Below are 22,644 nucleotides of genomic sequence, written 5' to 3' on the forward strand. Positions count from 1 at the left end.
TTACCTCTGCACGGCCACCGAGTGGTTGCGCAGGCCCCCTTAGCTCAGTCGGCAGAGCGTCTCCATGGTAAGGAGAAGGTCTACGGTTCGATTCCGTAAGGGGGCTCAGAGGGTCCGGCTGGACCCACCCGGCGGTGTAGCTCAGGTGGCAGAGCAAGCGGCTCATAATCGCTGTGTCGCCGGTTCAAGTCCGGCCACCGCTACTTTCGTCCATCGGGCCCCACCCGGCGGATGATGGGACGGGCGCTCTTGGCGCCCGCTTTGCATGTCCACGCGCTTAGCGCGTAGGCTGATGCGCCCGTAGTTGTCACCCATTTACGAGGAAGGCACTCCGCCGTGGCGAAGGCGACCGATGTCCGGCCGAAGATCACTTTGGCGTGTGTGGAGTGCAAGGAGCGCAACTACATCACGCGCAAGAACCGGCGTAACGACCCGGACCGTATCGAGCTGAAGAAGTTCTGCCCGCGCGACGGCCGGCACACGATCCACCGCGAGACCCGCTGATCCTGGCGGTCTGCCGCTGAGACACCCACGGTCGCCGATCCGCTGACCCGCGTGGTTTTATAGCCGCCGGTCGGGTGGGTCGGCGGCCGTGTTCTGCGTGTAGGTTCGCGGCATGTCCCTGGACCCTTCCTTCGTCGGCCGGACGTACCCGCCGACCGCCCCCTACCAGGTGGGCCGAGAGAAGATTCGTGAGTTCGCGACCGCGATCGGTGCTACCGAACCGGCCCACCACGACCCGACTGCCGCTCGCGCGCTCGGCCATCCGGACGTGGTCGCCCCGCCGACGTTTCCGATCGTGGTCACCATGGCCGCCAGCCGTCAGATCGTGGAGGATCCGGAGCTCGGCGTCGACTACAGCCGGGTGGTCCATGGCGATCAGCGTTTCGCCTACACCCGCCCGGTTGTGGCGGGGGATGAGCTGGTCTGCGTCAACACCATTGAGGAGGTCCGCACTCGTGGCGGGCACGGGTTCCTGACTATCCGCACTGAGGTGACCACGCCCGATGGTGAGTCGGTGGTCACGGTCTGGTCGAAGATCGTCGTACGGGGGGAGGGCTGACATGGAGCTGCCGACCAAGACCTTCCGGGTAACGCGGGCGGACCTGATCCGCTACGCGGGTGCCTCGGGAGATTTCAACCCGATTCACTGGAGCGATCGGATCGCGACCTCGGTCGGGCTACCCGGTGTGATCGCTCACGGCATGTTCACGATGGCGCTGGTGGGCCGGGCCGTCGCCGAGTGGGCCGGTGCTGCCGACGCGGTGGTTGATTACGGAGTCCGCTTCACCCGGCCGGTCGTTGTCCCAGACGATGAGCAGGGCACCGAGATCGAGGTGACGGCAGCGGTTCGGGAGGTCACCGATGCGGGCCTGACCAGGATCGACATCACCGCGACCTGCGGCGGGGAGAAGGTGTTGTCGCAGGCGAGGGCGACTATCCGGACGCCTGGCTGACCGATCTTCGACCCGCGGAGGGCGGACCGGTTGGGAAAGTCGTGCCACTACCCGTACACTGGTCCGCCGTGGGGCACGTGACCCTACTCGGCCGTTTGGCAGGGTGAGGTGACGTCCGCCGCATAGGGGTGTAGCTCAATTGGCAGAGCAGCGGTCTCCAAAACCGCAGGCTGCAGGTTCAAGTCCTGTCACCCCTGCGCCTCAGGCCTGATCGTTTCGTGGGTCGCGTCGCCGGCTGGCGGCATCCGGCCCGTGGCGGTGGTATCGGCAGGGCGGCTCCGAGGCACTCGGGCCCCCAGTTCGGACCGCTGGCTACGGCCTGTCGCGGACGGTCGGGCCGGCCGGCGTGACCAGACGCCGCGTATGCTGTGACGGCGTGCGAACCGACATCCCGCGACGGAGGGCGATGTGGCCGACAACAAGCGGCGTGGCGAGGATGCCGACGACGAGCGTCTGAACGGCGAGCTCGGCGCCGCCGGCGATGCCGACGCCGACGAGGAGTCAGCCTCCCGGGGCGACGGCGCAACCAGCCCGCGCTCCCGGGCCGAGTCGGTCGACCGGCCGAAGAGCCGCACCCAGGGTGCCAAGGTTGGTCCGTTCGGTCGAGTCGTGCGATTCGTCCGCGAGGTCGTGGCGGAGCTGCGTAAGGTCATCTGGCCGACGCGCAAGGAGCTGTTGACCTACGCCTCCGTGGTGATCGTGTTCGTCGCCGTGATGCTGGCGATCGTGGCTGGCCTGGACCTCGCCTTCGCCGAGGTTGTGCTGTGGGTCTTCGGTAACCCGAGCTGACCGGCTGACTGTGCTGATAGTGACGGAAGTGAGCAAGCGTGCCTGAGTACGACGAGACCGCCGAGCCTGTGGATGAGCAGTCCACGGTCGCGACGGCGGCTGGTGACATGTCGGTTGAGGCCGCCAGCGAGCCGGAGCTCTCCGCCAGCGCCAGCGAGCCGGCCGAGGAGAACGAGTTCGACCCGGTCGCCGAGCTGCGCCAGAAGCTGCGATACGCACCGGGCGACTGGTATGTGGTGCACTCGTATGCCGGCTACGAGAACAAGGTCAAGACCAACCTTGAGACCCGGATCACCTCTCTCGACATGGAGGAGTACATCTATCAGGTCGAGGTGCCGACCCGGGACGAGGTCGAGGTCAAGAATGGCAAGCGGTCCCAGGTCCAGGCCAAGGTCTTCCCTGGCTACATCTTGGTGCGAATGGAGCTCACCGCCGAGTCGTACTCCTGCGTGCGGAACACGCCAGGCGTGACCGGCTTCGTGGGCGCCACCGACCGCGCCGACCGTCCGGCGCCACTGAGCCTCGACGAGGTGTTGAAGTGGCTGGCGCCGGCAGTCGAGGCCGTGGAGAAGAAGGCGAAGCCCGAGGTCAAGGTCCTCGACTTTGAGGTCGGCGACTCGGTCACCGTCACCGACGGTGCCTTCGCCTCCCTGCCGGCGACGATCAGCGAGATCAACGCCGACCAGCAGAAGCTCAAGGTGCTGGTGTCGATCTTCGGCCGCGAGACGCCGGTGGAGCTGAACTTTAACCAGGTCGCCAAGATCTGATCTCCAGCACGTCGGCGGTGGGTGCCTACCCGCCGCCGACGTACTCGTTTTCTGGCCAGCGTGGCTGGCAGCCGGACCCCGCAAGGCCGGCAGTCGGAGTGCGCTACCCTAGAACGTCGCCGTCTACGCGGCATGCTGACCGTGCATGCCCGATGGGCGGTGCGAATTCCCGTTCCACGTCCCAGGAAGTGACATGCCTCCGAAGAAGAAGCTCGTCAAGACGTTCACGCTTCAGCTGCCGGCGGGCCAGGCCACCCCGGCGCCGCCGGTTGGCCCCGCGCTGGGTCAGCACGGTGTGAACATCATGGAGTTCTGCAAGTCCTACAACGCGCAGACCGAGTCCCAGCGGGGCGACATCGTCCCCGCCGAGATCAGTGTCTACGAGGACCGCACGTTCACCTTCGTGCTGAAGACCCCGCCCGCTGCCCGACTGCTGATCAAGGCTGCTGGTGTGGCGAAGGGCTCGGGTGTACCGCACCTCGAGAAGGTTGGCCAGGTCAGCCGCGCCCAGCTGCGGGAGATCGCCGAGAAGAAGATGGCGGACCTCAACGCCAATGACCTCGACCAGGCCGAGAAGATCATCGCCGGCACCGCCCGGTCGATGGGCCTGAACGTCGTCGACTGACCCACGCCGACCCGCCGATCCCGTTTGTGGGAGGGCTCGCGAGCGCCGCGGCCCGCCAGAGACCACAGGAGTAACCACAGATGCAGCACAGCAAGAACTACCGTAAGGCGGCTGCGGCCATCGACCGGTCGAAGCTGTACACCCCCGCCGAGGCCGTCAAGCTGGCCAAGGAGACCACTTCCGTCAAGTTCGACGCCACGGTCGAGGTCGCGATGCGCCTCGGTGTCGACCCGCGGAAGGCGGACCAGATGGTCCGCGGCACGGTCAACCTGCCGCATGGCACTGGTAAGACCGCGCGTGTGATCGTGTTCGCCGCTGGTGCGAAGGCCGAGGAGGCCGTCGCCGCCGGCGCCGACGAGGTGGGCACGGACGAGCTGGTCGCCCGGATCCAGGGCGGCTGGCTCGACTTCGACGCGGCGATCGCCACGCCGGACCAGATGGCCAAGATCGGTCGGATCGCGCGGATCCTGGGCCCGCGCGGTCTCATGCCGAACCCGAAGACCGGCACGGTGACGATGAACGTCGCCAAGGCTGTCGCGGACATCAAGGGCGGAAAGATCGCTTTCCGGGTGGACAAGCACTCCAACCTCCACCTGATCATCGGCAAGGCCTCGTTCTCCGAGAGCCAGCTGGTGGAGAACTACGCGGCGGTCCTCGACGAGATCCTGCGGGCGAAGCCGTCCGCGGCCAAGGGTAAGTACCTGCGGAAGGTCACCCTCACCACCACGATGGGCCCGGGTGTTCCGGTCGACCCGAACGTGGTGAAGGACCTGCAGGAGAACTCCGCCGAGGGCTGAGCACGACTGCGTGTGAACGGGGCCCCACCAGACTGGTGGGGCCCCGTTCGGCTTTCTGGCTGACCCGGCTGACGATCAGCTGAGCGGTGGGCAGCAGAGCTACCTGAGCGGTGGGCAGCAGAGCTACCTGAGCGGTGGGCAGCAGGGCTAGCGGGGGCGGTTTGGTGACCGCCGTGGGTATCGCGTATTCTTACCGCGAAGTTCCACCCAGAGACCGCTGGTCACCGTGCCTCGGCACGGTCGAAGGTTCCGCGATGACGGGCGACCCGCGCAGGGCGGTAAGCGAAACTCGGCTGGCTCCCATGGTCCGCCGACTGTGGTGCTAGCACCAGCCTTTCGCCCCGTGCGCCCTGCGCCGGGGCTTTTCTCGTTGCCGTGCTTTCCTGTCAGACCCGCCGTCGGCTACCGCCGATGACGGTGACCAGCCTGGAGCAACGAGAGAGGAGGGACATGGCGGACAAGCCGATCCGGGCCGACAAGGCCACGGCCGTCGTCGAGCTGACCGAGAGCTTCCGCAACGCGGGCGCGACCGTGCTGACCGAATACCGTGGTCTGACGGTCTCCCAGCTCACCCAGCTGCGGCGCTCGCTCGGCACGGAGACCACCTACACCATCGCCAAGAACACGCTGGCCAAGCGTGCCGCGGCGGACGCGGGTATCTCCGGGCTCGACGAGCTGTTCACCGGTCCTACCGCGCTGACTTTCGTTTCGGGCGACGTCGTCGAGGCGGCCAAGGGGCTTCGCGATTTCGCGAAGACCAACCCGAAGCTGGTCATCAAGGGCGGTGTTTTCGAGGGCAAGGCCATCTCTGCGGCCGAGGTCACGAAGCTCGCCGACCTGGAGTCCCGCGAGGTGCTGCTGGCCAAGCTGGCCGGTGCCATGAAGGGCAACCTGAGCAAGGCCGCGTCGCTGTTCCAGGCGCCGATGGCCAAGACGGCTCGCCTGGCGGCTGCCCTGCAGGACAAGCGCGAGAAGGAAGGCGCCGAGGCGGCCTGAGGCTTCCCCGGTGCACACGATTCTTAGCAACACCACTTGAGAAAGGACGCCAGACATGGCGAAGCTCAGCACCGAAGAGCTGCTCGACGCGTTCAAGGAGATGACGCTGATCGAGCTCTCCGAGTTCGTGAAGCAGTTCGAGGACACCTTCGAGGTCACCGCCGCGGCTCCGGTCGCCGTGGCCGCTGGTGCCCCGGCCGCCGGTGCTGCTGCCCCGGTCGAGGAGGAGAAGGACGAGTTCGACGTCATCCTCGAGGCCGACGGTGGCAAGAAGATTCAGGTCATCAAGGTCGTGCGTGAGCTGACCGGCCTGGGCCTCAAGGAGGCCAAGGACCTGGTTGAGTCCGCACCGAAGGCGATCCTGGAGAAGGCCAACAAGGAGACCGCCGACAAGGCCAAGACCAAGCTCGAGGGTGAGGGCGCCAAGGTCACCCTCAAGTGACCTTGTTCTAACCCCGGAAGGGTGTCCCGGTGCACGTGAGCCGGGGCACACTGCGGCACGACGGGCGGTGATCCGGTTAGCGGATCGCCGCCCGCCCGTGTTGGTGGCGCGGGCCGTCGCTGCCGAGCCGGGGTGTCTGTGCTGCCCACGCGCTTGTGCCGGCGGCTTCGGCGCCGACTGGACGGGGCGGGTCGCAGCGGGCGGTAGCCGGCCCTTGACGCGGCCCGGCCCGGCAGGCACGCTGAAACCAGCAAAACCTTCCGCGCTTGCAACGGCCGCCACTTGGGTGGGCATCGGCGAGGTGATCGCCCGATGGTCGCAAGTGGCCCGGTGGGAGCGTCGCGTTCTGAGCGGCCCGGCATGAGGTCCCCGAGGCACGCTCCGCGATGACCTGCGGGGTTGGCTGGACAGCGGCCAGCCTCTCGGCTACACTGCTAGTTTGCGCTGCCTTCCGAATTTACCCCTGCTCGGAAATGTCCGTTTGTGGATATTTCTGGTGGGGTTATTGGAGTGCGCGCGTACCAGCCGTTCTGCAGCACCGGTCCTCGGAAGGACGCATCTTGGCAGCTTCCCGCCCTGCGAAGACCAGTCGTACGTCGAGCGCTTTCGCTCCCCGCCGAGTTTCTTTCGGTCGGATTACCGAACACCTCGAGGTCCCCAACCTCCTTGCCATTCAGACCGAGTCTTTTGACTGGCTGGTCGGCAATGAGGCGTGGCAGGGCCGGTCGGCGGACGATCCGCACGCGCGCTCGGGTCTCGCGGAGATTCTCGACGAGATCAGTCCCATTGAGGACTTCTCCGGCACAATGTCACTCTCCTTCTCGGCTCCACGCTTCGACGAGGTCAAGGCCTCGATCGAGGAGTGCAAGGAGAAGGATCTCACCTACTGCGCCCCGCTCTTCGTGACCGCGGAGTTCACCAACAACACCACCGGCGAGATCAAGAGCCAGACGGTGTTCATGGGTGACTTCCCGATGATGACGCCGAAGGGCACCTTCATCATCAACGGTACCGAGCGCGTCGTCGTCAGCCAACTTGTCCGGTCGCCGGGTGTCTACTTCGATAAGCAGCCGGACAAGACCTCCGACCGCGACCTCTCCAGCGTGAAGGTCATCCCGAGCCGGGGTGCCTGGCTGGAGTTCGACATCGACAAGCGCGAAACCGTCGGGGTTCGGATCGACCGTAAGCGCCGGCAGGCCGTCACCGTGCTACTCAAGGCTATCGGTTGGACGGCGGAGCAGATCCGCGAGCGGTTCGGCTGGTCCGAGCTGATGATGACCACGCTCGAGAAGGACCACATCGCCAGCCAGGACGAGGCTCTGCTGGACATCTACCGCAAGCTGCGTCCGGGTGAGCCGCCGACCCGGGAGAACGCGCAGACCCTGCTCGACAACCTCTTCTTTAACCCGAAGCGGTATGACGTCGCCAAGGTCGGCCGGTACAAGTTCAACAAGAAGCTCGAACTGGATCTGTCGATCGACACCGGGGTGCTCACCCAGGACGACATCGTGGCCACCGTCGAGTACCTCTGCCGGCTGCACGCCGGGGAGGAGGGCTACGAGGCCGACGACATCGATCACTTCGGTAACCGTCGGCTCCGTACCGTGGGCGAGTTGATCCAGAACCAGGTTCGGGTCGGCCTGTCCCGGATGGAGCGGGTCGTTCGGGAGCGGATGACCACGCAGGACGTCGAGGCGATCACGCCGCAGACTCTGATCAACATCCGCCCGGTGGTGGCGGCGATCAAGGAGTTCTTCGGCACGTCGCAGCTGTCCCAGTTCATGGATCAGACCAACCCGCTGGCGGGCCTCACCCACCGGCGTCGGCTGAGTGCTCTTGGCCCCGGTGGTCTGTCCCGGGAGCGGGCCGGATTCGAGGTCCGCGACGTGCACCCGTCGCACTACGGCCGGATGTGCCCGATCGAGACGCCGGAAGGCCCGAACATCGGTCTGATCGGCGCGCTGTCCACCTTTGCCCGGGTCAATCCGTTCGGCTTCATCGAGACGCCGTACCGGAAGGTCGTTGACGGTCGGGTCACCGACCAGATCGACTACCTGACCGCGGACGAGGAGGACCGCTTCGTCAAGGCGCAGGCCAACGCGCCGCTGCGGGCGGATGGCTCGTTCGCCGAGGACCGCGTCCTGGTCCGTCGTAAGGGCGGCGAGACCGAGGACGTTCCTCCGGCGGCCGTGGACTACATGGACGTGTCGCCGCGGCAGATGACCTCGGTCGCGACCGCGATGATCCCGTTCCTCGAGCACGACGACGCCAACCGCGCACTGATGGGCGCGAACATGCAGCGTCAGGCGGTGCCGCTGGTCAAGGCTGAGGCGCCGCTGGTCGGTACCGGCATGGAGTACCGGGCCGCGGTGGACGCCGGTGACGTGGTGGTCGCCGAGTTCGGCGGTGTCGTCGAGGACCTCTGCGCCGACTACATCACCGTGCACCAGGACGACGGTCACCGCCGCACCTACCTGCTGCACAAGTTCCGTCGCTCCAACGCCGGCTCCTGCGTCAACCAGAAGCCGGTCGTATTCGAGGGTGACCGGGTCGAGGCCGGTCAGGTCATCGCCGACGGTCCGTGTACCGACGACGGCGAGATGGCGCTCGGGCGCAATCTGCTCGTGGCGTTCATGACCTGGGAGGGCCACAACTACGAGGACGCGATCATCCTGTCGCAGCGCCTCGTGCAGCAGGACGTGTTGACCTCGATTCACATTGAGGAGCACGAGGTTGACGCCCGGGACACCAAGCTTGGCCCGGAAGAGATCACCCGTGACATCCCGAACGTCAGCGAGGAGATGCTCGCCGACCTCGACGAGCGGGGCATCATCCGGATCGGCGCCGAGGTTGTTCCCGGCGATGTTCTGGTCGGTAAGGTCACGCCCAAGGGCGAGACTGAGCTGACCCCGGAGGAGCGGCTGCTCCGCGCGATCTTCGGTGAGAAGGCGCGTGAGGTCCGGGACACCTCGCTGAAGGTGCCGCACGGCGAGACCGGCACGGTCATCGGGGTGCGTACCTTCTCCCGCGAGGACGGCGACGAGCTGCCGCCCGGCGTCAATGAGCTGGTCCGGGTCTACGTCGCGCAGAAGCGGAAGATTCAGGACGGCGACAAGCTCGCCGGCCGGCACGGCAACAAGGGTGTCATCTCCAAGATCCTGCCGGTGGAGGACATGCCGTTCCTCGAGGACGGGACCCCGGTCGACATCGTGCTGAACCCGCTCGGTGTGCCATCCCGGATGAACATCGGCCAGGTGCTGGAGACGCACCTCGGCTGGGTGGCCAAGACCGGGTGGAAGGTCGAGGGCGATGACGCCGAATGGAAGCGGCAGCTCCAGGCGATCAGCGCCGACGAGTCCGAGCCGGACAGCAACGTGGCCACCCCGGTCTTCGACGGTGCCCGCGAAGAGGAGATCTCCGGTCTGCTCGCGTCAACCCGGGCCAACCGGGATGGCAAGCAGCTGATCGGTTCGTCGGGTAAGGCTCAGCTCTTTGACGGCCGCTCCGGTGAACCGCTGCCGGACCCGATCGCGGTCGGCTACATCTACATCCTGAAGCTCAACCACCTGGTCGATGACAAGATCCACGCACGGTCGACCGGTCCGTACTCGATGATCACGCAGCAGCCGCTGGGTGGTAAGGCGCAGTTCGGTGGCCAGCGCTTCGGTGAGATGGAGTGTTGGGCGATGCAGGCGTACGGTGCCGCGTACGCCCTGCAGGAGCTGCTGACGATCAAGTCCGACGACGTCCTCGGCCGGGTGAAGGTCTACGAGGCGATCGTCAAGGGCGAGAACATCCCGGAGCCGGGCATTCCGGAGTCGTTCAAGGTGCTACTCAAGGAGCTTCAGTCGCTCTGCCTCAATGTCGAGGTGCTCTCCAGCGACGGTGTGGCCCTGGAGATGCGGGAGACCGACGACGAGGTGTTCCGGGCCGCGGAGGAGCTGGGCATCGACCTGTCCCGGCGCGAGCCGAGCTCGGTCGAAGAGGTGTGAGTGGCGAGGGTTGCGGGCTGGCTCGGCCCGCACTTCCGGCCTGATCCGGAAGTGCGCCGGCTGGCCCGCAACCCCGCCGAGAGCTAGCTAGAGATCAGACACGACACGAGGGATATAACGTGCTCGACGTCAACTTCTTCGACGAGCTGCGCATCGGCCTCGCCACCGCCGACGACATCCGGCAGTGGTCCCACGGCGAGGTCAAGAAGCCGGAGACGATCAACTACCGCACTCTCAAGCCGGAGAAGGACGGGCTTTTCTGCGAGAAGATCTTCGGTCCTCAGCGGGACTGGGAGTGCTACTGCGGCAAGTACAAGCGGGTCCGCTTCAAGGGCATTATCTGTGAGCGCTGTGGCGTTGAGGTGACTCGGTCCAAGGTCCGCCGGGAACGGATGGGGCACATCGAGCTCGCTGCCTCGGTGACCCACATCTGGTACTTCAAGGGCGTGCCGAGCCGGCTGGGCTACCTGCTGGATCTTGCTCCCAAGGACCTCGAGAAGATCATCTACTTCGCCTCGTACGTGGTGACGAGCGTGGACGCCGATGCGCGTCACCGGGATCTCGCCACGATCGAGAACGAGATTCTCGCCGAGAAGCGGCAGTCCGAGAACAGCCGGGACTCGGAGATCGAGAAGCGGGCGGGCAAGCTCGAAGCCGACCTCGCCGAGCTGGAGGCCGAGGGCGCCAAGGCGGACGTCCGGCGCAAGGTCAAGGAGGGCGGAGAGCGCGAGATGCGCCAGATCCGCGACCGGGCCCAGCGTGAGATCGACCGCCTGGACGAGGTGCTGGACACCTTCCGCAAGCTGGAGCCGAAGCAGCTGGTCACCGACGAGTTGCTCTACCGGGAACTGCGTGACCGGTTCGGCGAGTACTTCACCGGCGGGATGGGGGCCGAGGCGATCAAGGCCCTGGTCCAGAATATGGACCTCGACACCGAGGCCCAGAGCCTGCGGGAGACCATCCGCACCGGTAAGGGGCAGCGGAAGATCCGGGCGCTCAAGCGACTCAAGGTGGTCGCCGCGTTCCTGAACACCAGCAACTCGCCGCTCGGCATGGTGCTGGACTGCGTCCCGGTCATCCCGCCGGACCTGCGCCCGATGGTGCAGCTCGACGGTGGCCGCTTCGCCACCTCGGACCTGAACGACCTCTACCGCCGGGTGATCAACCGGAACAACCGCCTCAAGCGGCTGATTGATCTCGGCGCTCCCGAGATCATCGTCAACAACGAGAAGCGGATGCTCCAGGAGGCCGTTGACGCGTTGTTCGACAACGGCCGTCGCGGTCGACCGGTCACCGGTCCGGGTAACCGTCCGCTCAAGTCGTTGTCCGACATGCTCAAGGGCAAGCAGGGCCGGTTCCGGCAGAACCTGCTCGGTAAGCGGGTCGACTACTCGGGCCGGTCGGTCATCGTGGTCGGTCCGAAGCTCAAGCTGCACCAGTGCGGCCTGCCCAAGCAGATGGCGTTGGAGCTGTTCAAGCCGTTCGTGATGAAGCGGCTGGTCGACCTCAACCACGCACAGAACATCAAGTCCGCCAAGCGGATGGTCGAGCGGCAGCGGCCGGTCGTCTGGGATGTGCTCGAGGAGGTCATCGGCGAGCACCCGGTGCTGCTCAACCGTGCGCCCACTCTGCACCGACTGGGTATCCAGGCGTTCGAGCCGCAGCTGGTCGAGGGCAAGGCGATCCAGATCCACCCGCTGGTCTGCACCGCGTTCAACGCTGACTTCGACGGTGACCAGATGGCGGTCCACGTACCGCTGTCGGCCGAGGCTCAGGCCGAGGCGCGGATCCTGATGCTCTCGTCCAACAACATCCTCAAGCCGGCTGACGGCAAGCCGGTGACCATGCCCACCCAGGACATGATCATTGGTCTCTACCACCTCACCCACCTCACCCCGGGTGAGCGGGGCGAAGGCCGGGCGTTCAGCTCGGACGCCGAGGCCCGGATGGCGTTCGACAACGGTGAACTGCACCTGCAGGCGCCGGTGAAGATCCGCCTGCGGGGTCTCGTCGGGGTCGAGAGTGGCCCCGGTGCCGAGCCGTGGACTGCGCCGGAGGGCTGGGTCGAGGGCGACCCGATCACGGTGGAGACGACGCTGGGTCGGGTTCTGTTCAACGAGACCCTGCCGCCGGGCTACCGGTTCGTGAACTACGAAATCCGCAAGGGCCAGCTCTCCGCGATCGTCAACGACCTCGCCGAGCGTTTCCCGAAGGTCGCCCTTGCGGCCACTCTGGATGGTCTCAAGGAGGCCGGCTTCCACTGGGCCACTTGGTCCGGCGTGACCATCGGCATGGAGGATGTCCTCGCGCCGCCGCGTAAGCGGGAGATCCTTGGTCGGTACGAGAAGGAAGCCGACCGGATCGACAAGCAGTACCAGCGTGGTCTGATGACCGCCGAGGAACGTCGCGGTGAGCTCATCGAGATCTGGACCAAGGCGACCAACGAGGTCGCCAAGGAGATGGACACCGCGCTACCACAGGAGAACCCGCTCTGGAAGATGATCAACTCGGGGGCCCGCGGTAACCTGCTTCAGCTCCGACAGATCGCCGCGATCCGTGGTTTGGTGGCCAACCCGAAGGGTGAGATCATCCCGCGTCCGATCAAGGCCTCCTACCGTGAGGGCCTGTCGGTACTGGAGTACTTCATCTCCACGCATGGTGCCCGTAAGGGTCTGGCGGACACCGCCCTGCGTACCGCCGACTCGGGCTACCTGACCCGTCGTCTGGTGGACGTCTCGCAGGATGTGATCATCCGCGAGGAGGACTGCGGCACCGACCGGGCCATTCCGATGCAGGTGGGCCAGCACGCCGGGGAGGCCGGTTCGCTGGTCGTGCACGAGCACGCGGAGACCAGCGTGCACGCCCGTACGTTGGCTGACGACATCAAGGGGCCGGACGGCACCGTCGTCGCCAAGCGGGGCGCGGACATCAACTCGATTCTGGTGGACAAGATCGTCGCCGCCGGGGTGGAGTCCGTCCGAGTCCGCAGCGTGCTCACCTGTGAGTCCAAGCTGGGTGTCTGCGGGGCCTGCTACGGCCGTTCGCTCCCGACTGGCAAGACCGTGGATGTCGGCGAGGCGGTCGGCATCATCGCCGCCCAGTCGATCGGTGAGCCCGGTACGCAGCTGACGATGCGTACCTTCCACACCGGCGGTGTCGCTGGGGAGGACATCACCCAGGGTCTGCCCCGGGTCCAGGAGATCTTCGAGGCTCGTATCCCGAAGGGCAAGGCCCCGATCGCGGACACCCCTGGTCGGGTCCGGATCGAGGATGGCGAGCGGTCCCGGAAGATCATTGTGGTGCCGGACGACGGCAGTGACGAGATCGCCTACGACAAGATCTCGAAGCGAGTCCGGCTGCTGGCCAACGACGGCGACCACGTCGAGGTTGGCGAGAAGCTCACCGTGGGTACGATCGACCCGCACGAGCTGCTCCGCATCCTGGGTCCGCGTGCGGTCCAGGTCCACCTGACCCAGGAGGTCCAGGAGGTCTACCGCTCGCAGGGTGTGCTCATCCACGACAAGCACATCGAAATCATCATCCGGCAGATGCTCAAGCGGGTGACGGTCATCGACTCTGGCTCGACCGAGTTCCTGCCAGGCGTGCTCGTGGATCGGGCGCTGTTCGAGTCGGAGAACCGCCGGCTCGTCTCCGAGGGCGGCGAGCCTGCCGCTGGCCGTCCGGTGCTGATGGGTATCACCAAGGCATCCTTGGCCACCGACTCCTGGCTCTCGGCGGCCTCCTTCCAGGAGACCACCCGGGTGCTGACGGACGCGGCGATCCACGCTCGCAGCGACTCGTTGATCGGTCTCAAGGAGAACGTGATCATCGGTAAGCTCATCCCGGCTGGTACTGGCATCAGCAAGTACCGCAACGTCCGGGTCGAGCCGACCGAGGAGGCGAAGGCCAAGGTCTACTCAATGACTGGCTACCCGGAGACCGATTACGGCTTCGGGCCGGCCAGCGGCCAGGCGGTCCCGCTGGACGACTTCGACTTCGGGTCGTACCGCTAGCCACGACGATCGACGCGGCCCCCGGCGATGCCGGGGGCCGCGTCGTATCCTGGTCGGCTTCGGCCGCCGGCATATCGCGTATTCAGCGGTGTCGGTGCCAGCCGCTACCATCCCCGGCATGTCCGACAGTCCGCTGCGCAAGGTAGACACCGTCTTCATCAAGGTTGAGGATCCACATGCCGTAGCTGGGTGGTATCAGGAGACGCTGGGCTGGCCCGAGCTCTTTCGCACCTCGCATATCGTGGTGCTCCAGGCCCCTGAGGGCCCGCCGGTGACCCTGCTCAATCCGGAGGGGGGCGAGTGGTCCGGTTTCAACTTCTATGCCCCCGATGCCGCCGCCGCCCGTCGATGGCTGCTCGAGCGTGGGGCCGAGGTCGGGGAGCTGAATCAGGCCCCTGACCAGCCAGTGACTTGGTTCTGGTTTCGTGATCCGTTGGGTAACCGGCTCGAGGTCTGTTCCTATCGGGGTCCATGATGGGGGTATGAGCACCGCTTCCGGGCCCGTCCCGCCCGCCCTGCTGGGACTGCCCCGGCATCCGCAGGACCCGGATCCGGTTCGGTCGACCAAGGCACGGGCGGTCTTCGCGCTCGGGCTGTTCGGGGCGCTGACCGGCCTGTTCGTCGGGGGAGCAGTGGCGGCCACCGTGGCCCTCGTGTTGGCGCGGCAGGCGCGTCGTGAGGCGTACCTGTCTGGGGGGTTTCTCACCGGAGCGGCGTGGCTGCGGCGAGGGGAGCGACTGGCCTGGACCGGCCTGGTGCTGACCATGGTTGTGGTGACTGTCGTGGTGGTGATCGGTGTTATCCGGCTGGCGGAGGCCCCCTACAGCCACGACTTCGCCCCGAACGTGGACTGACCGTCGGGAGCATTGACCAAGTCGGGCATCGCCCGCTGGTCACGCAGCGGTAGCCTGACCGATGTTCGGCGCTGGGACGTCGACTGCCGACTTGGAGGACCTGTGACCGATCCGGCACGCCCGCAGGGCACCGACCCGATGGCACCCGGCGGTGCGCGGGGGGCAGCGGAGGGCGAGAGCCGTCCGCCGGGGCACGGGGCGCCGATGCCGGACCCATGGGTCCGGCCACCAGCGCCATCCGGCCCGGCGGGTACGCCACCGACTTCAACCCCGGGTTGGGGTTCCCTGCCGGTGGTGCCTCCGCCTCCGCCGCGGGAGGCGTTGGCGCAGCCGAGCCGGATTCATCCGGTGCCGGGGACGCCGTTTGGAGTCGTACACCTCGACGTGCCGGCGGTCACCTCCGGTCTCGCGGTGGGGTCCCTGGTTGCGGGGATTGTCTCGGTTCTGGTCTCGTTGCTGGTGGTCTGTGTCGGCCTGGTAGGGGCGGATGGGGACGGCGCGTGGGCTGCGGGAGCCTTTACCGTGCTGGGCGCTCTCACCGGGGCGGGTGCGGTTGGTGCCGGTCTGTTCGGGCTGCGGCAGATTCGTCGGCCGATGCCGCCGCCAGCGGTCCGGTTTGCCGGGCGGGGACTGGCCTGGGCCGGAGTGAGCTGTGGTGGTGCCGGGCTGCTGCTCAACCTGGGCGGGCTTGGGTTGGCGTTGCTCGTGGGGTTGTCCTGACCACCGGTTTTGTGGCCGATTGTCCGGGTGTTGGGAACCGAGGGCCGTGGGAATGTCGCCGGGTGCAGCCGGTACACTCGACTCGGTAGGTGCCCAGCACGGGTGCGCAGGATGAACGGATTCGACCGGTGGGTGACCCGCCGGCCGCCCCGTTTTGACCAGCGCGGCTGTGGTAGGTACTCTTTCCCCTTGTGCCCAGGCATGCCTGGGCAGTTCGTGTGTGCGCAGTGATCTCGGTTAACGGGTGTTCTCACGGCGTGCGACGACAGCCAGAGATCCGGCCTACCTCGCGCCGGTGACCAAACCCGGTTTTCGCCCATGAACGACGACCGGAAAATCGCGAGTCGGCGACACGCCCGACCGCGGGTGCTGGGACCCCGGCAGGTGGCCCTGGTTGAAATGTAGGAGAGCCGTCCATCCGGCCGGCTAGAAGCAGACGGCGCGGTCGCCCCTGGCGGCCGAAGGGAGCGGAGAAACCCGGTGCCCACCATTCAGCAGCTGGTCCGAAAGGGCCGTCAGGCCAAGACGACCAAGACGAAAACCCCTGCCCTGAAGGGGTCCCCGCAGCGGCGGGGCGTGTGCACCCGCGTGTACACCACCACCCCGAAGAAGCCGAACTCGGCGCTGCGTAAGGTCGCTCGCGTCAAGCTCAGCAGCCAGATCGAGGTGACCGCCTACATTCCGGGCGTCGGTCATAACCTGCAGGAGCACTCGATCGTGCTCGTCCGCGGTGGCCGGGTGAAGGACCTCCCCGGTGTGCGGTACAAGATCGTACGTGGCTCGCTGGACACCCAGGGTGTCCGCAACCGCAAGCAGGCGCGTAGCCGCTACGGCGCGAAGAAGGAGAAGAGCTGACATGCCGCGTAAGGGACCCGCTCCGCGGCGGCCGCTGGTCGCTGACCCGGTGTACAACTCGCCGCTGGTCACCCAGCTCGTAAACAAGATCCTGCTGCGCGGCAAGCGCCAGCTCGCCGAGACTCTGGTCTACGCGGCGCTCGAGGGCTGCCGGGAGAAGTCCGGCACTGACCCGGTGGTCACCCTCAAGCGGGCGATGGACAACGTCAAGCCGACGCTCGAGGTGCGCAGCCGCCGGGTTGGTGGCGCCACCTACCAGGTGCCGGTCGAGGTTCGTCCGGCCCGGGCCACCACCCTGGGCCTGCGCTGGCTGGTCACCTACGCCCGCGCCCGGCGCGAGAAGACCATGGTCGAGCGGCTGATGAATGAGCTGCTGGACGCGAGCAACGGTCTCGGTGCCGCCGTCAAGCGGCGCGAGGACACCCACAAGATGGCCGAGTCCAACAAGGCCTTCGCGCACTACCGCTGGTAACACCCAGGTTCCGGCGCCGTCTCGGCGCCGGAACCACACCAGTTGTGTCGAGACGACGATAAGTAGGGATTGAAGTGGCCGCCGCAGACGCGCTCGCCAACGTACGCAACATCGGCATCATGGCGCACATCGATGCCGGTAAGACCACTACTACCGAGCGAATCCTGTTCTACACCGGTATTACCTACAAGATCGGTGAGGTTCATGAGGGCGCTGCCGTCATGGACTGGATGGCGCAGGAGCAGGAGCGCGGTATCACGATCACTTCCGCCGCCACGAAGTGCGAGTGGAAGGGCCACACGATTCAGATCATCGATACGCCCGGCCACGTCGACTTCACGGTCGAGGTCGAGCGGTCGCTGCGCGTTCTGGATGGTGCGGTCGCGGTCTACGACGGAGTCGCCGGCGTGGAGCCACAGACGGAGAACGTCTGGCGTCAGGCCGACAAGTACAACGTCCCGCGGATGTGCTTCGTCAACAAGCTCGACCGGACCGGTGCGGACTTCTTCCGCTGCGTCCAGATGATGGTTGACCGGCTCAACGCCACCCCGTTGGTGCTCCAGGTCCCGATTGGGCTCGAGGCGGAGCACATCGGTGTCGTTGACCTGATCGGCATGCGTGCCCTCACCTGGCGTGGGGAAACCCAGAAGGGTGAGGACTACGCGGTCGAGGAGATCCCGGCTGAGTTGGCCGACGTTGCCACCGAGTGGCGCGAGAAGCTGATGGAGACGCTGGCCGACGTCGACGACGCGGTGATGGAGAAGTACCTGGAGGGCGAGGAGTTCTCCGTCGAGGAGATCAAGGCAGCCATCCGCCGGGCGACCATCGCCGGTAAGGCCAACCCGGTCCTCTGCGGCTCCGCCTTCAAGAACAAGGGCGTCCAGCCGATGCTCGACGCCGTGGTCGACTTCCTGCCGTCGCCGCTGGATGTCCCGGCGATCGAGGGCACCGCGACCGACGGCGAGACCCCGCTGCTGCGGAAGCCGTCCACCTCGGAGCCCTTCTCCGGTCTCGCATTCAAGATCCAGACCGACAAGCACCTTGGGAAGCTCACCTACGTCCGGGTCTACTCCGGCGTGGTCGAGACCGGTTCGCAGGTGGTCAACTCCACCAAGGACCGCAAGGAGCGGATCGGCAAGATCTACCAGATGCACGCCAACAAGCGGGAGGAGCGCGGCTCCGCCAAGGCTGGCGACATCATCGCGGTTCAGGGTCTGAAGCAGACCACCACCGGTGACACCCTCTGCGACCCGGCGAATCCGGTCATCCTCGAGTCGATGACCTTCCCGGAGCCGGTCATCGAGGTGGCCATCGAGCCGAAGACCAAGGCCGACCAGGAGAAGCTCAGCACCGCCATCCAGCGGCTGGCCGAGGAGGACCCGACCTTCCGCGTCAAGCTGGACGACGAGACCGGGCAGACGGTCATCTCCGGCATGGGCGAGCTGCACCTGGACATCCTGGTGGACCGGATGCGCCGCGAGTTCAACGTCGAGGCGAACATCGGCAAGCCCCAGGTGGCGTACCGCGAGACCATCCGTCGCAAGGTGGAGAAGGTCGAGTACACCCACAAGAAGCAGACTGGTGGTTCCGGCCAGTACGCCCGCGTGATCATCAGCCTGGAGCCGTTGCCCCTGGACAACGACGCTCCGACCTACGAGTTCGCCAACGCCGTCACTGGCGGTCGCATCCCTCGGGAGTTCATCCCCTCGGTGGACGCGGGTGCGCAGGACGCCATGCAGTACGGCATTCTGGCTGGCTTCCCGCTGGTCGGCGTGAAGCTGACGCTGGTGGACGGTCAGTACCACGAGGTCGACTCGTCTGAGATGGCGTTCAAGATCGCCGGTTCGATGGTGCTGAAGGACGCGGCCCGCAAGGCCGATCCGGCACTGCTCGAGCCGATGATGGCCGTTGAGGTCACCACTCCAGAGGAGAACATGGGTGATGTCGTCGGTGATATCAACTCCCGTCGCGGCATAATCCAGGCGATGGAGGATCGCGGCGGCGCCCGCGTCGTCCGTGCCCTGGTGCCGTTGTCGGAGATGTTCGGCTACGTCGGCGACCTGCGGTCGAAGACCCAGGGCCGGGCTAGCTACAGCATGCAGTTCGACTCCTACGCCGAGGTCCCGGCCTCGGTGGCGAAGGAGATCATCGCCAAGGCGACCGGCGAGTGACACTCGTCTGAGCTCGGTCGATGAGCCGGGGCGGGTCGCGGGAGGGTTTCCCGCCCGCGACCACCTCGGTCGGAGGGCATGATTCCGGGCCTGTAGGCTTCATCGCCGCAGAGCCCACAATATGGCTTCCCGGCCGTCAGGCCGGAAAGGCTGTCGACAGAGTCCTAAGCGCCGACCGGCGCACCGGGGCGAACGAACCAAGAAAGTCCACAGGAGGACACCAGTGGCGAAGGCGAAGTTCGAGCGGACTAAGCCGCACGTCAACATCGGCACCATTGGTCACATCGACCACGGTAAGACGACGCTGACGGCGGCCATCACCAAGGTCCTGCACGACCAGTACCCGGACCTGAACCCGTACATGCCGTTCGACGAGATCGACAAGGCGCCGGAGGAGAAGGCCCGCGGCATCACGATCTCGATCGCGCACGTCGAGTACCAGACCGAGGCGCGGCACTACGCGCACGTCGACTGCCCCGGGCACGCCGACTACATCAAGAACATGATCACCGGTGCGGCCCAGATGGACGGCGCGATCCTCGTGGTCGCGGCGACCGACGGTCCGATGCCGCAGACCCGCGAGCACGTGCTGCTGGCCCGCCAGGTCGGCGTGCCGTACATCGTCGTGGCGCTCAACAAGAGCGACATGGTTGACGACGAGGAACTCCTTGAGCTCGTTGAGCTCGAGGTCCGTGAGCTGCTCTCCTCGCAGGAGTACCCGGGCGACGACCTCCCGGTCGTGCGGGTGTCCGCGCTGAAGGCCCTCGAGGGCGACCCGGAGTGGGCCGGCAAGCTCATGGAGCTGATGACCGCGGTCGACACCTCGATCCCGCAGCCGGACCGCGAGACCGAGAAGCCGTTCCTGATGCCGATCGAGGACGTCTTCACGATCACCGGTCGGGGCACGGTCGTCACCGGTCGCGCCGAGCGTGGCGTGCTGAAGCCGAACGAGGAGGTGGAGCTCGTCGGCATCCGTGAGAAGTCGACGAAGACCACCTGCACCGGTATCGAGATGTTCCGCAAGCTGCTGGACGAGGCTCGCGCGGGTGAGAACGTCGGCCTGCTGTTGCGTGGTGTGAAGCGCGAGGACGTCGAGCGCGGCATGGTCGTCATCAAGCCGGGCACTGCCACCCCGCACACCGAGTTCGAGGCAACGGTCTACATCCTCTCCAAGGAGGAGGGCGGCCGCCACACGCCGTTCTTCCAGAACTACCGTCCGCAGTTCTACTTCCGGACCACGGACGTTACCGGCGTTGTTACCCTCCCTGAGGGTACCGAGATGGTCATGCCGGGTGACAACACCACGATGACCGTGAAGCTCATCCAGCCCGTCGCGATGGAGGACAACCTCAAGTTCGCGATCCGCGAGGGTGGCCGCACGGTTGGCGCGGGCCGCGTCACCAAGATCATTCAGTGAGCTAGGTAACCCCGATTAGGTGTGCCGCTGCTCGTGCGGCATACTAGTCAGGTTGCGTAACGACGGTTCGCCCGTTCGCGTTCGGCCGTGCCGAACCTCCGGGCGGAGGAACCAGTCGGGCGCGGGGTGGTCGGCGATTCGCTCGCTGACCACCCTCGCGCGGCGTCTAGGTCGCCGTAGTGCGATCGACGTGATGACCCACCGCGGCAGGATCGCTCTGGATTCCGGGGCGGATTCTGAACCGAGGGCGCGACACGCCCGACCGCGGGGGTCGGCGAAGCGGGCCCGGCGCCACTCGGCGCAGGCGTCCGCAACACAGCGGCATCGAGAGAAGGAACAGAAGCCACTATGGCGGGACAGAAGATCCGCATCCGGCTCAAGGCCTATGACCACGAGGTCGTCGACTCCTCGGCTCGGAAGATCGTCGAGACGGTGACGCGCACCGGGGCGCAGGTCGCAGGCCCGGTGCCGCTGCCCACGGAGATCAACCGTTTCTGCGTTATCCGCTCGCCGCACAAGTACAAGGACTCGCGCGAGCACTTCGAGATGCGCACGCACAAGCGGCTGATCGACATCATCGACCCGACCCCGAAGACGGTCGACTCGCTCATGCGCCTCGACCTGCCGGCTGGCGTCGACATCGAGATCAAGCTGTAGGGATCGGACAAATGGACAGGCAAGTCAAGGGGATCCTGGGCGCGAAGCTCGGCATGACCCAGGTCTGGGACAACAACCGTGTTGTCCCGGTGACTGTGGTGCAGGCCGGCCCGTGTGTCGTCAGCCAGGTCCGTAGCCAGGAGAAGGACGGCTACGGGGCGGTCCAGTTGGCGTACGGCGCCATCGACCCGCGCAAGGTCAAGAAGCCGATGAGCGGCCACTACGCAAAGGCCGATGTCGCGCCGCGCCGGCACATCGTCGAGCTGCGCACGACCGACGCCGCCGAGTACTCGCTCGGCCAGGAGGTCACGGTCGAGGAGTTCCCGGCCGGGATCTCGGTCGACGTGACCGGAAAGACCAAGGGCAAGGGCTACGCCGGCCCGATGAAGCGGCACGGCTTCCACGGTCTACGCGCCAGCCACGGTGTGGAGCGTAAGCACCGTTCGCCGGGCTCGATCGGCGGCTGCGCCACTCCGGGGCGCGTCTTCAAGGGCACCCGGATGGCCGGCCGGATGGGTGGTGTGCGCTACACCGTCCAGAACCTCACCGTCCAGGCGGTTGACACCGAGAACAATCTCCTGCTCGTTCGGGGTGCCATTCCTGGCCCCAAGGGCGCGCTGGTCCTGGTTCGCACTGCGGCCAAGGCGAAGAAGGGTGGGGCAGCCAAGTGACCACCGTTGATGTCCGCACCGTTGAAGGTACCAAGGCCGGCTCCGTCGAGTTGCCCGCCGACATCTTCGACGCGCAGGCCAACATCGCGCTGATGCACCAGGTTGTGGTGGCTCAGCTCGCGGCGGCTCGACAGGGCACGCACAAGACCAAGACCCGGGGCGAGGTCGCCGGCGGCGGCAAGAAGCCCTACAAGCAGAAGGGCACCGGCCGGGCCCGCCAGGGTTCGATCCGCGCCCCGCAGTTCGCCGGTGGCGGCGTGGTGCACGGCCCGGTGCCGCGCGACTACAGCCAGCGGACCCCGAAGAAGATGAAGGCCGCCGCGCTGCGCGGTGCCCTCTCGGACCGGGCCCGCGCCGACAAGGTGCACGTTGTCGAGGCGTTCGTCGCCGGCGAGAAGCCGTCGACGAAGGCGGCCCTGACCACCTTGGCGAAGCTGACCGACGCACGCCGGGTGCTGGTGGTGCTGAGCAGCACCGACGAGCTGAACTGGGTGTCGCTGCGCAACGAGCCGCGGGTGCACCTGATCGAGTCCGGCCAGCTCAACACGTATGACGTGCTGCTGGCCGACGACGTGGTCTTCACCAAGGAGGCCCTGGAGGAGTTCCTGGGCGTTCCCGCTGAGACCACCGAGGAGGGTGGCAAGTGAGCACGATCGCCGACCCGCGCGACATCATCATCGCGCCGGTCGTCTCGGAGAAGAGCTACAGCGAGCTGAACCGTAACTGGTACACGTTCCTGGTGCACCCGGACGCGAACAAGACCGCGATCAAGATCGCCATTGAGCAGATCTTCAACGTCCGCGTTCTGACGGTCAACACGCTCAACCGCGTGGGCAAGCGCAAGCGGACCCGGACCGGGTTCGGCAAGCGTAAGGACACCAAGCGGGCGATGGTGAAGCTGGCTGACGGTGACCGCATCGAGGCCTTCGGCGGCCCGGTCAGCTGAGGG

The 22,644-nt window shown here is 66.5% G+C and carries 22 protein-coding genes and 3 tRNA genes; all 25 read left to right on the forward strand.

Translation table 11 applies throughout. From position 1 onward, the window contains the following. Window positions 1-33 precede the first annotated feature (33 nt). The 25 genes from B116_RS0112635 to rplW all read left to right on the forward strand — a co-directional run bounded on the left by B116_RS0112635 (window position 34) and on the right by rplW (window position 22,641). A tRNA-Thr gene (locus B116_RS0112635) sits at window positions 34-106 on the forward strand. Window positions 107-130: 24 nt separating this feature from the next. Further along, a tRNA-Met gene (locus tag B116_RS0112640) sits at window positions 131-203 on the forward strand. Between the two features lie 133 nt (window positions 204-336). Further along, window positions 337-504: a 50S ribosomal protein L33 gene (gene rpmG, locus B116_RS0112645; RefSeq protein ID WP_012184342.1), complete on the forward strand. Its 168-nt coding sequence runs from the start codon at window positions 337-339 to the stop codon at window positions 502-504. Window positions 505-616: 112 nt separating this feature from the next. Then, the gene (locus B116_RS0112650) at window positions 617-1,063 is read left to right on the forward strand and encodes a MaoC family dehydratase N-terminal domain-containing protein (protein WP_018720687.1); all 447 of its coding nucleotides are present in this window, start codon (window positions 617-619) and stop codon (window positions 1,061-1,063) included. A gap of 1 nt (window position 1,064) precedes the next feature. Continuing rightward, the gene (locus B116_RS0112655) at window positions 1,065-1,457 is read left to right on the forward strand and encodes a MaoC family dehydratase (protein ID WP_018720686.1); all 393 of its coding nucleotides are present in this window, start codon (window positions 1,065-1,067) and stop codon (window positions 1,455-1,457) included. Window positions 1,458-1,581: 124 nt separating this feature from the next. Then, window positions 1,582-1,654 (forward strand) — tRNA-Trp (locus B116_RS0112660). Between the two features lie 211 nt (window positions 1,655-1,865). Further along, complete coding sequence (gene secE, locus B116_RS0112665) at window positions 1,866-2,246, forward strand: preprotein translocase subunit SecE (RefSeq protein ID WP_018720685.1); 381 nt, start codon at window positions 1,866-1,868, stop codon at window positions 2,244-2,246. 38 nt (window positions 2,247-2,284) lie between these two features. Continuing rightward, on the forward strand, window positions 2,285-3,013 hold the full coding sequence (nusG, locus tag B116_RS0112670; protein ID WP_027660308.1) for a transcription termination/antitermination protein NusG: 729 nt from the start codon (window positions 2,285-2,287) through the stop codon (window positions 3,011-3,013). A 193-nt stretch (window positions 3,014-3,206) separates the two neighbouring features. Continuing rightward, window positions 3,207-3,638 (forward strand): 50S ribosomal protein L11, encoded by a 432-nt coding sequence (gene rplK, locus B116_RS0112675; RefSeq protein WP_018720683.1) that lies wholly within the window; start codon window positions 3,207-3,209, stop codon window positions 3,636-3,638. An 80-nt stretch (window positions 3,639-3,718) separates the two neighbouring features. Continuing rightward, window positions 3,719-4,435, forward strand: coding sequence for a 50S ribosomal protein L1 (gene rplA / locus B116_RS0112680; RefSeq protein ID WP_018720682.1), 717 nt, complete (start codon window positions 3,719-3,721; stop codon window positions 4,433-4,435). Between the two features lie 450 nt (window positions 4,436-4,885). Further along, window positions 4,886-5,431 carry a 50S ribosomal protein L10 gene (gene rplJ, locus B116_RS0112685; RefSeq protein ID WP_018217071.1) on the forward strand — a complete coding sequence of 182 codons (546 nt, stop codon included), beginning with the start codon at window positions 4,886-4,888 and terminating at the stop codon, window positions 5,429-5,431. Between the two features lie 55 nt (window positions 5,432-5,486). Then, a complete protein-coding gene (gene rplL / locus B116_RS0112690; RefSeq protein WP_018720681.1) occupies window positions 5,487-5,873 on the forward strand; it encodes a 50S ribosomal protein L7/L12 in 387 nt (128 codons plus the stop codon). A 560-nt stretch (window positions 5,874-6,433) separates the two neighbouring features. Beyond that, window positions 6,434-9,865, forward strand: a complete 3,432-nt coding sequence (gene rpoB, locus B116_RS0112695; protein ID WP_018720680.1) for a DNA-directed RNA polymerase subunit beta — start codon at window positions 6,434-6,436, stop codon at window positions 9,863-9,865. A 119-nt stretch (window positions 9,866-9,984) separates the two neighbouring features. Then, entirely contained in the window at window positions 9,985-13,878 is a 3,894-nt protein-coding gene (locus B116_RS0112700) for a DNA-directed RNA polymerase subunit beta' (protein ID WP_018720679.1), read from the forward strand. Window positions 13,879-13,996: 118 nt separating this feature from the next. After that, window positions 13,997-14,353, forward strand: coding sequence for a VOC family protein (locus B116_RS0112705; RefSeq protein WP_018720678.1), 357 nt, complete (start codon window positions 13,997-13,999; stop codon window positions 14,351-14,353). Window positions 14,354-14,360: 7 nt separating this feature from the next. After that, window positions 14,361-14,732 carry a hypothetical protein gene (locus B116_RS0112710; RefSeq protein WP_018720677.1) on the forward strand — a complete coding sequence of 124 codons (372 nt, stop codon included), beginning with the start codon at window positions 14,361-14,363 and terminating at the stop codon, window positions 14,730-14,732. Window positions 14,733-15,080: 348 nt separating this feature from the next. After that, window positions 15,081-15,452 carry a hypothetical protein gene (locus B116_RS0112715; RefSeq protein ID WP_027660309.1) on the forward strand — a complete coding sequence of 124 codons (372 nt, stop codon included), beginning with the start codon at window positions 15,081-15,083 and terminating at the stop codon, window positions 15,450-15,452. A 480-nt stretch (window positions 15,453-15,932) separates the two neighbouring features. Further along, a complete protein-coding gene (gene rpsL / locus B116_RS0112720) occupies window positions 15,933-16,307 on the forward strand; it encodes a 30S ribosomal protein S12 (RefSeq protein WP_007465318.1) in 375 nt (124 codons plus the stop codon). Between the two features lies 1 nt (window position 16,308). Then, entirely contained in the window at window positions 16,309-16,779 is a 471-nt protein-coding gene (gene rpsG / locus B116_RS0112725) for a 30S ribosomal protein S7 (RefSeq protein WP_012015128.1), read from the forward strand. 74 nt (window positions 16,780-16,853) lie between these two features. Further along, window positions 16,854-18,950, forward strand: a complete 2,097-nt coding sequence (fusA, locus tag B116_RS0112730; protein ID WP_018720675.1) for an elongation factor G — start codon at window positions 16,854-16,856, stop codon at window positions 18,948-18,950. A gap of 223 nt (window positions 18,951-19,173) precedes the next feature. Further along, the gene (tuf, locus tag B116_RS0112735) at window positions 19,174-20,367 is read left to right on the forward strand and encodes an elongation factor Tu (protein ID WP_027660310.1); all 1,194 of its coding nucleotides are present in this window, start codon (window positions 19,174-19,176) and stop codon (window positions 20,365-20,367) included. A 348-nt stretch (window positions 20,368-20,715) separates the two neighbouring features. Next, a complete protein-coding gene (gene rpsJ / locus B116_RS0112740; RefSeq protein WP_007073037.1) occupies window positions 20,716-21,024 on the forward strand; it encodes a 30S ribosomal protein S10 in 309 nt (102 codons plus the stop codon). An 11-nt stretch (window positions 21,025-21,035) separates the two neighbouring features. Continuing rightward, complete coding sequence (gene rplC / locus B116_RS0112745) at window positions 21,036-21,695, forward strand: 50S ribosomal protein L3 (protein WP_027660311.1); 660 nt, start codon at window positions 21,036-21,038, stop codon at window positions 21,693-21,695. After that, window positions 21,692-22,342, forward strand: a complete 651-nt coding sequence (gene rplD, locus B116_RS0112750) for a 50S ribosomal protein L4 (protein WP_018720672.1) — start codon at window positions 21,692-21,694, stop codon at window positions 22,340-22,342. Before rplC ends, rplD begins: the two co-directional genes overlap by 4 nt. Beyond that, window positions 22,339-22,641 carry a 50S ribosomal protein L23 gene (gene rplW, locus B116_RS0112755; protein WP_012015123.1) on the forward strand — a complete coding sequence of 101 codons (303 nt, stop codon included), beginning with the start codon at window positions 22,339-22,341 and terminating at the stop codon, window positions 22,639-22,641. Before rplD ends, rplW begins: the two co-directional genes overlap by 4 nt. Window positions 22,642-22,644 lie beyond the last annotated feature (3 nt).

It is taken from the genome of Salinispora fenicalii (genome assembly GCF_000514815.1).
Classification (GTDB): domain Bacteria; phylum Actinomycetota; class Actinomycetes; order Mycobacteriales; family Micromonosporaceae; genus Micromonospora; species Micromonospora fenicalii.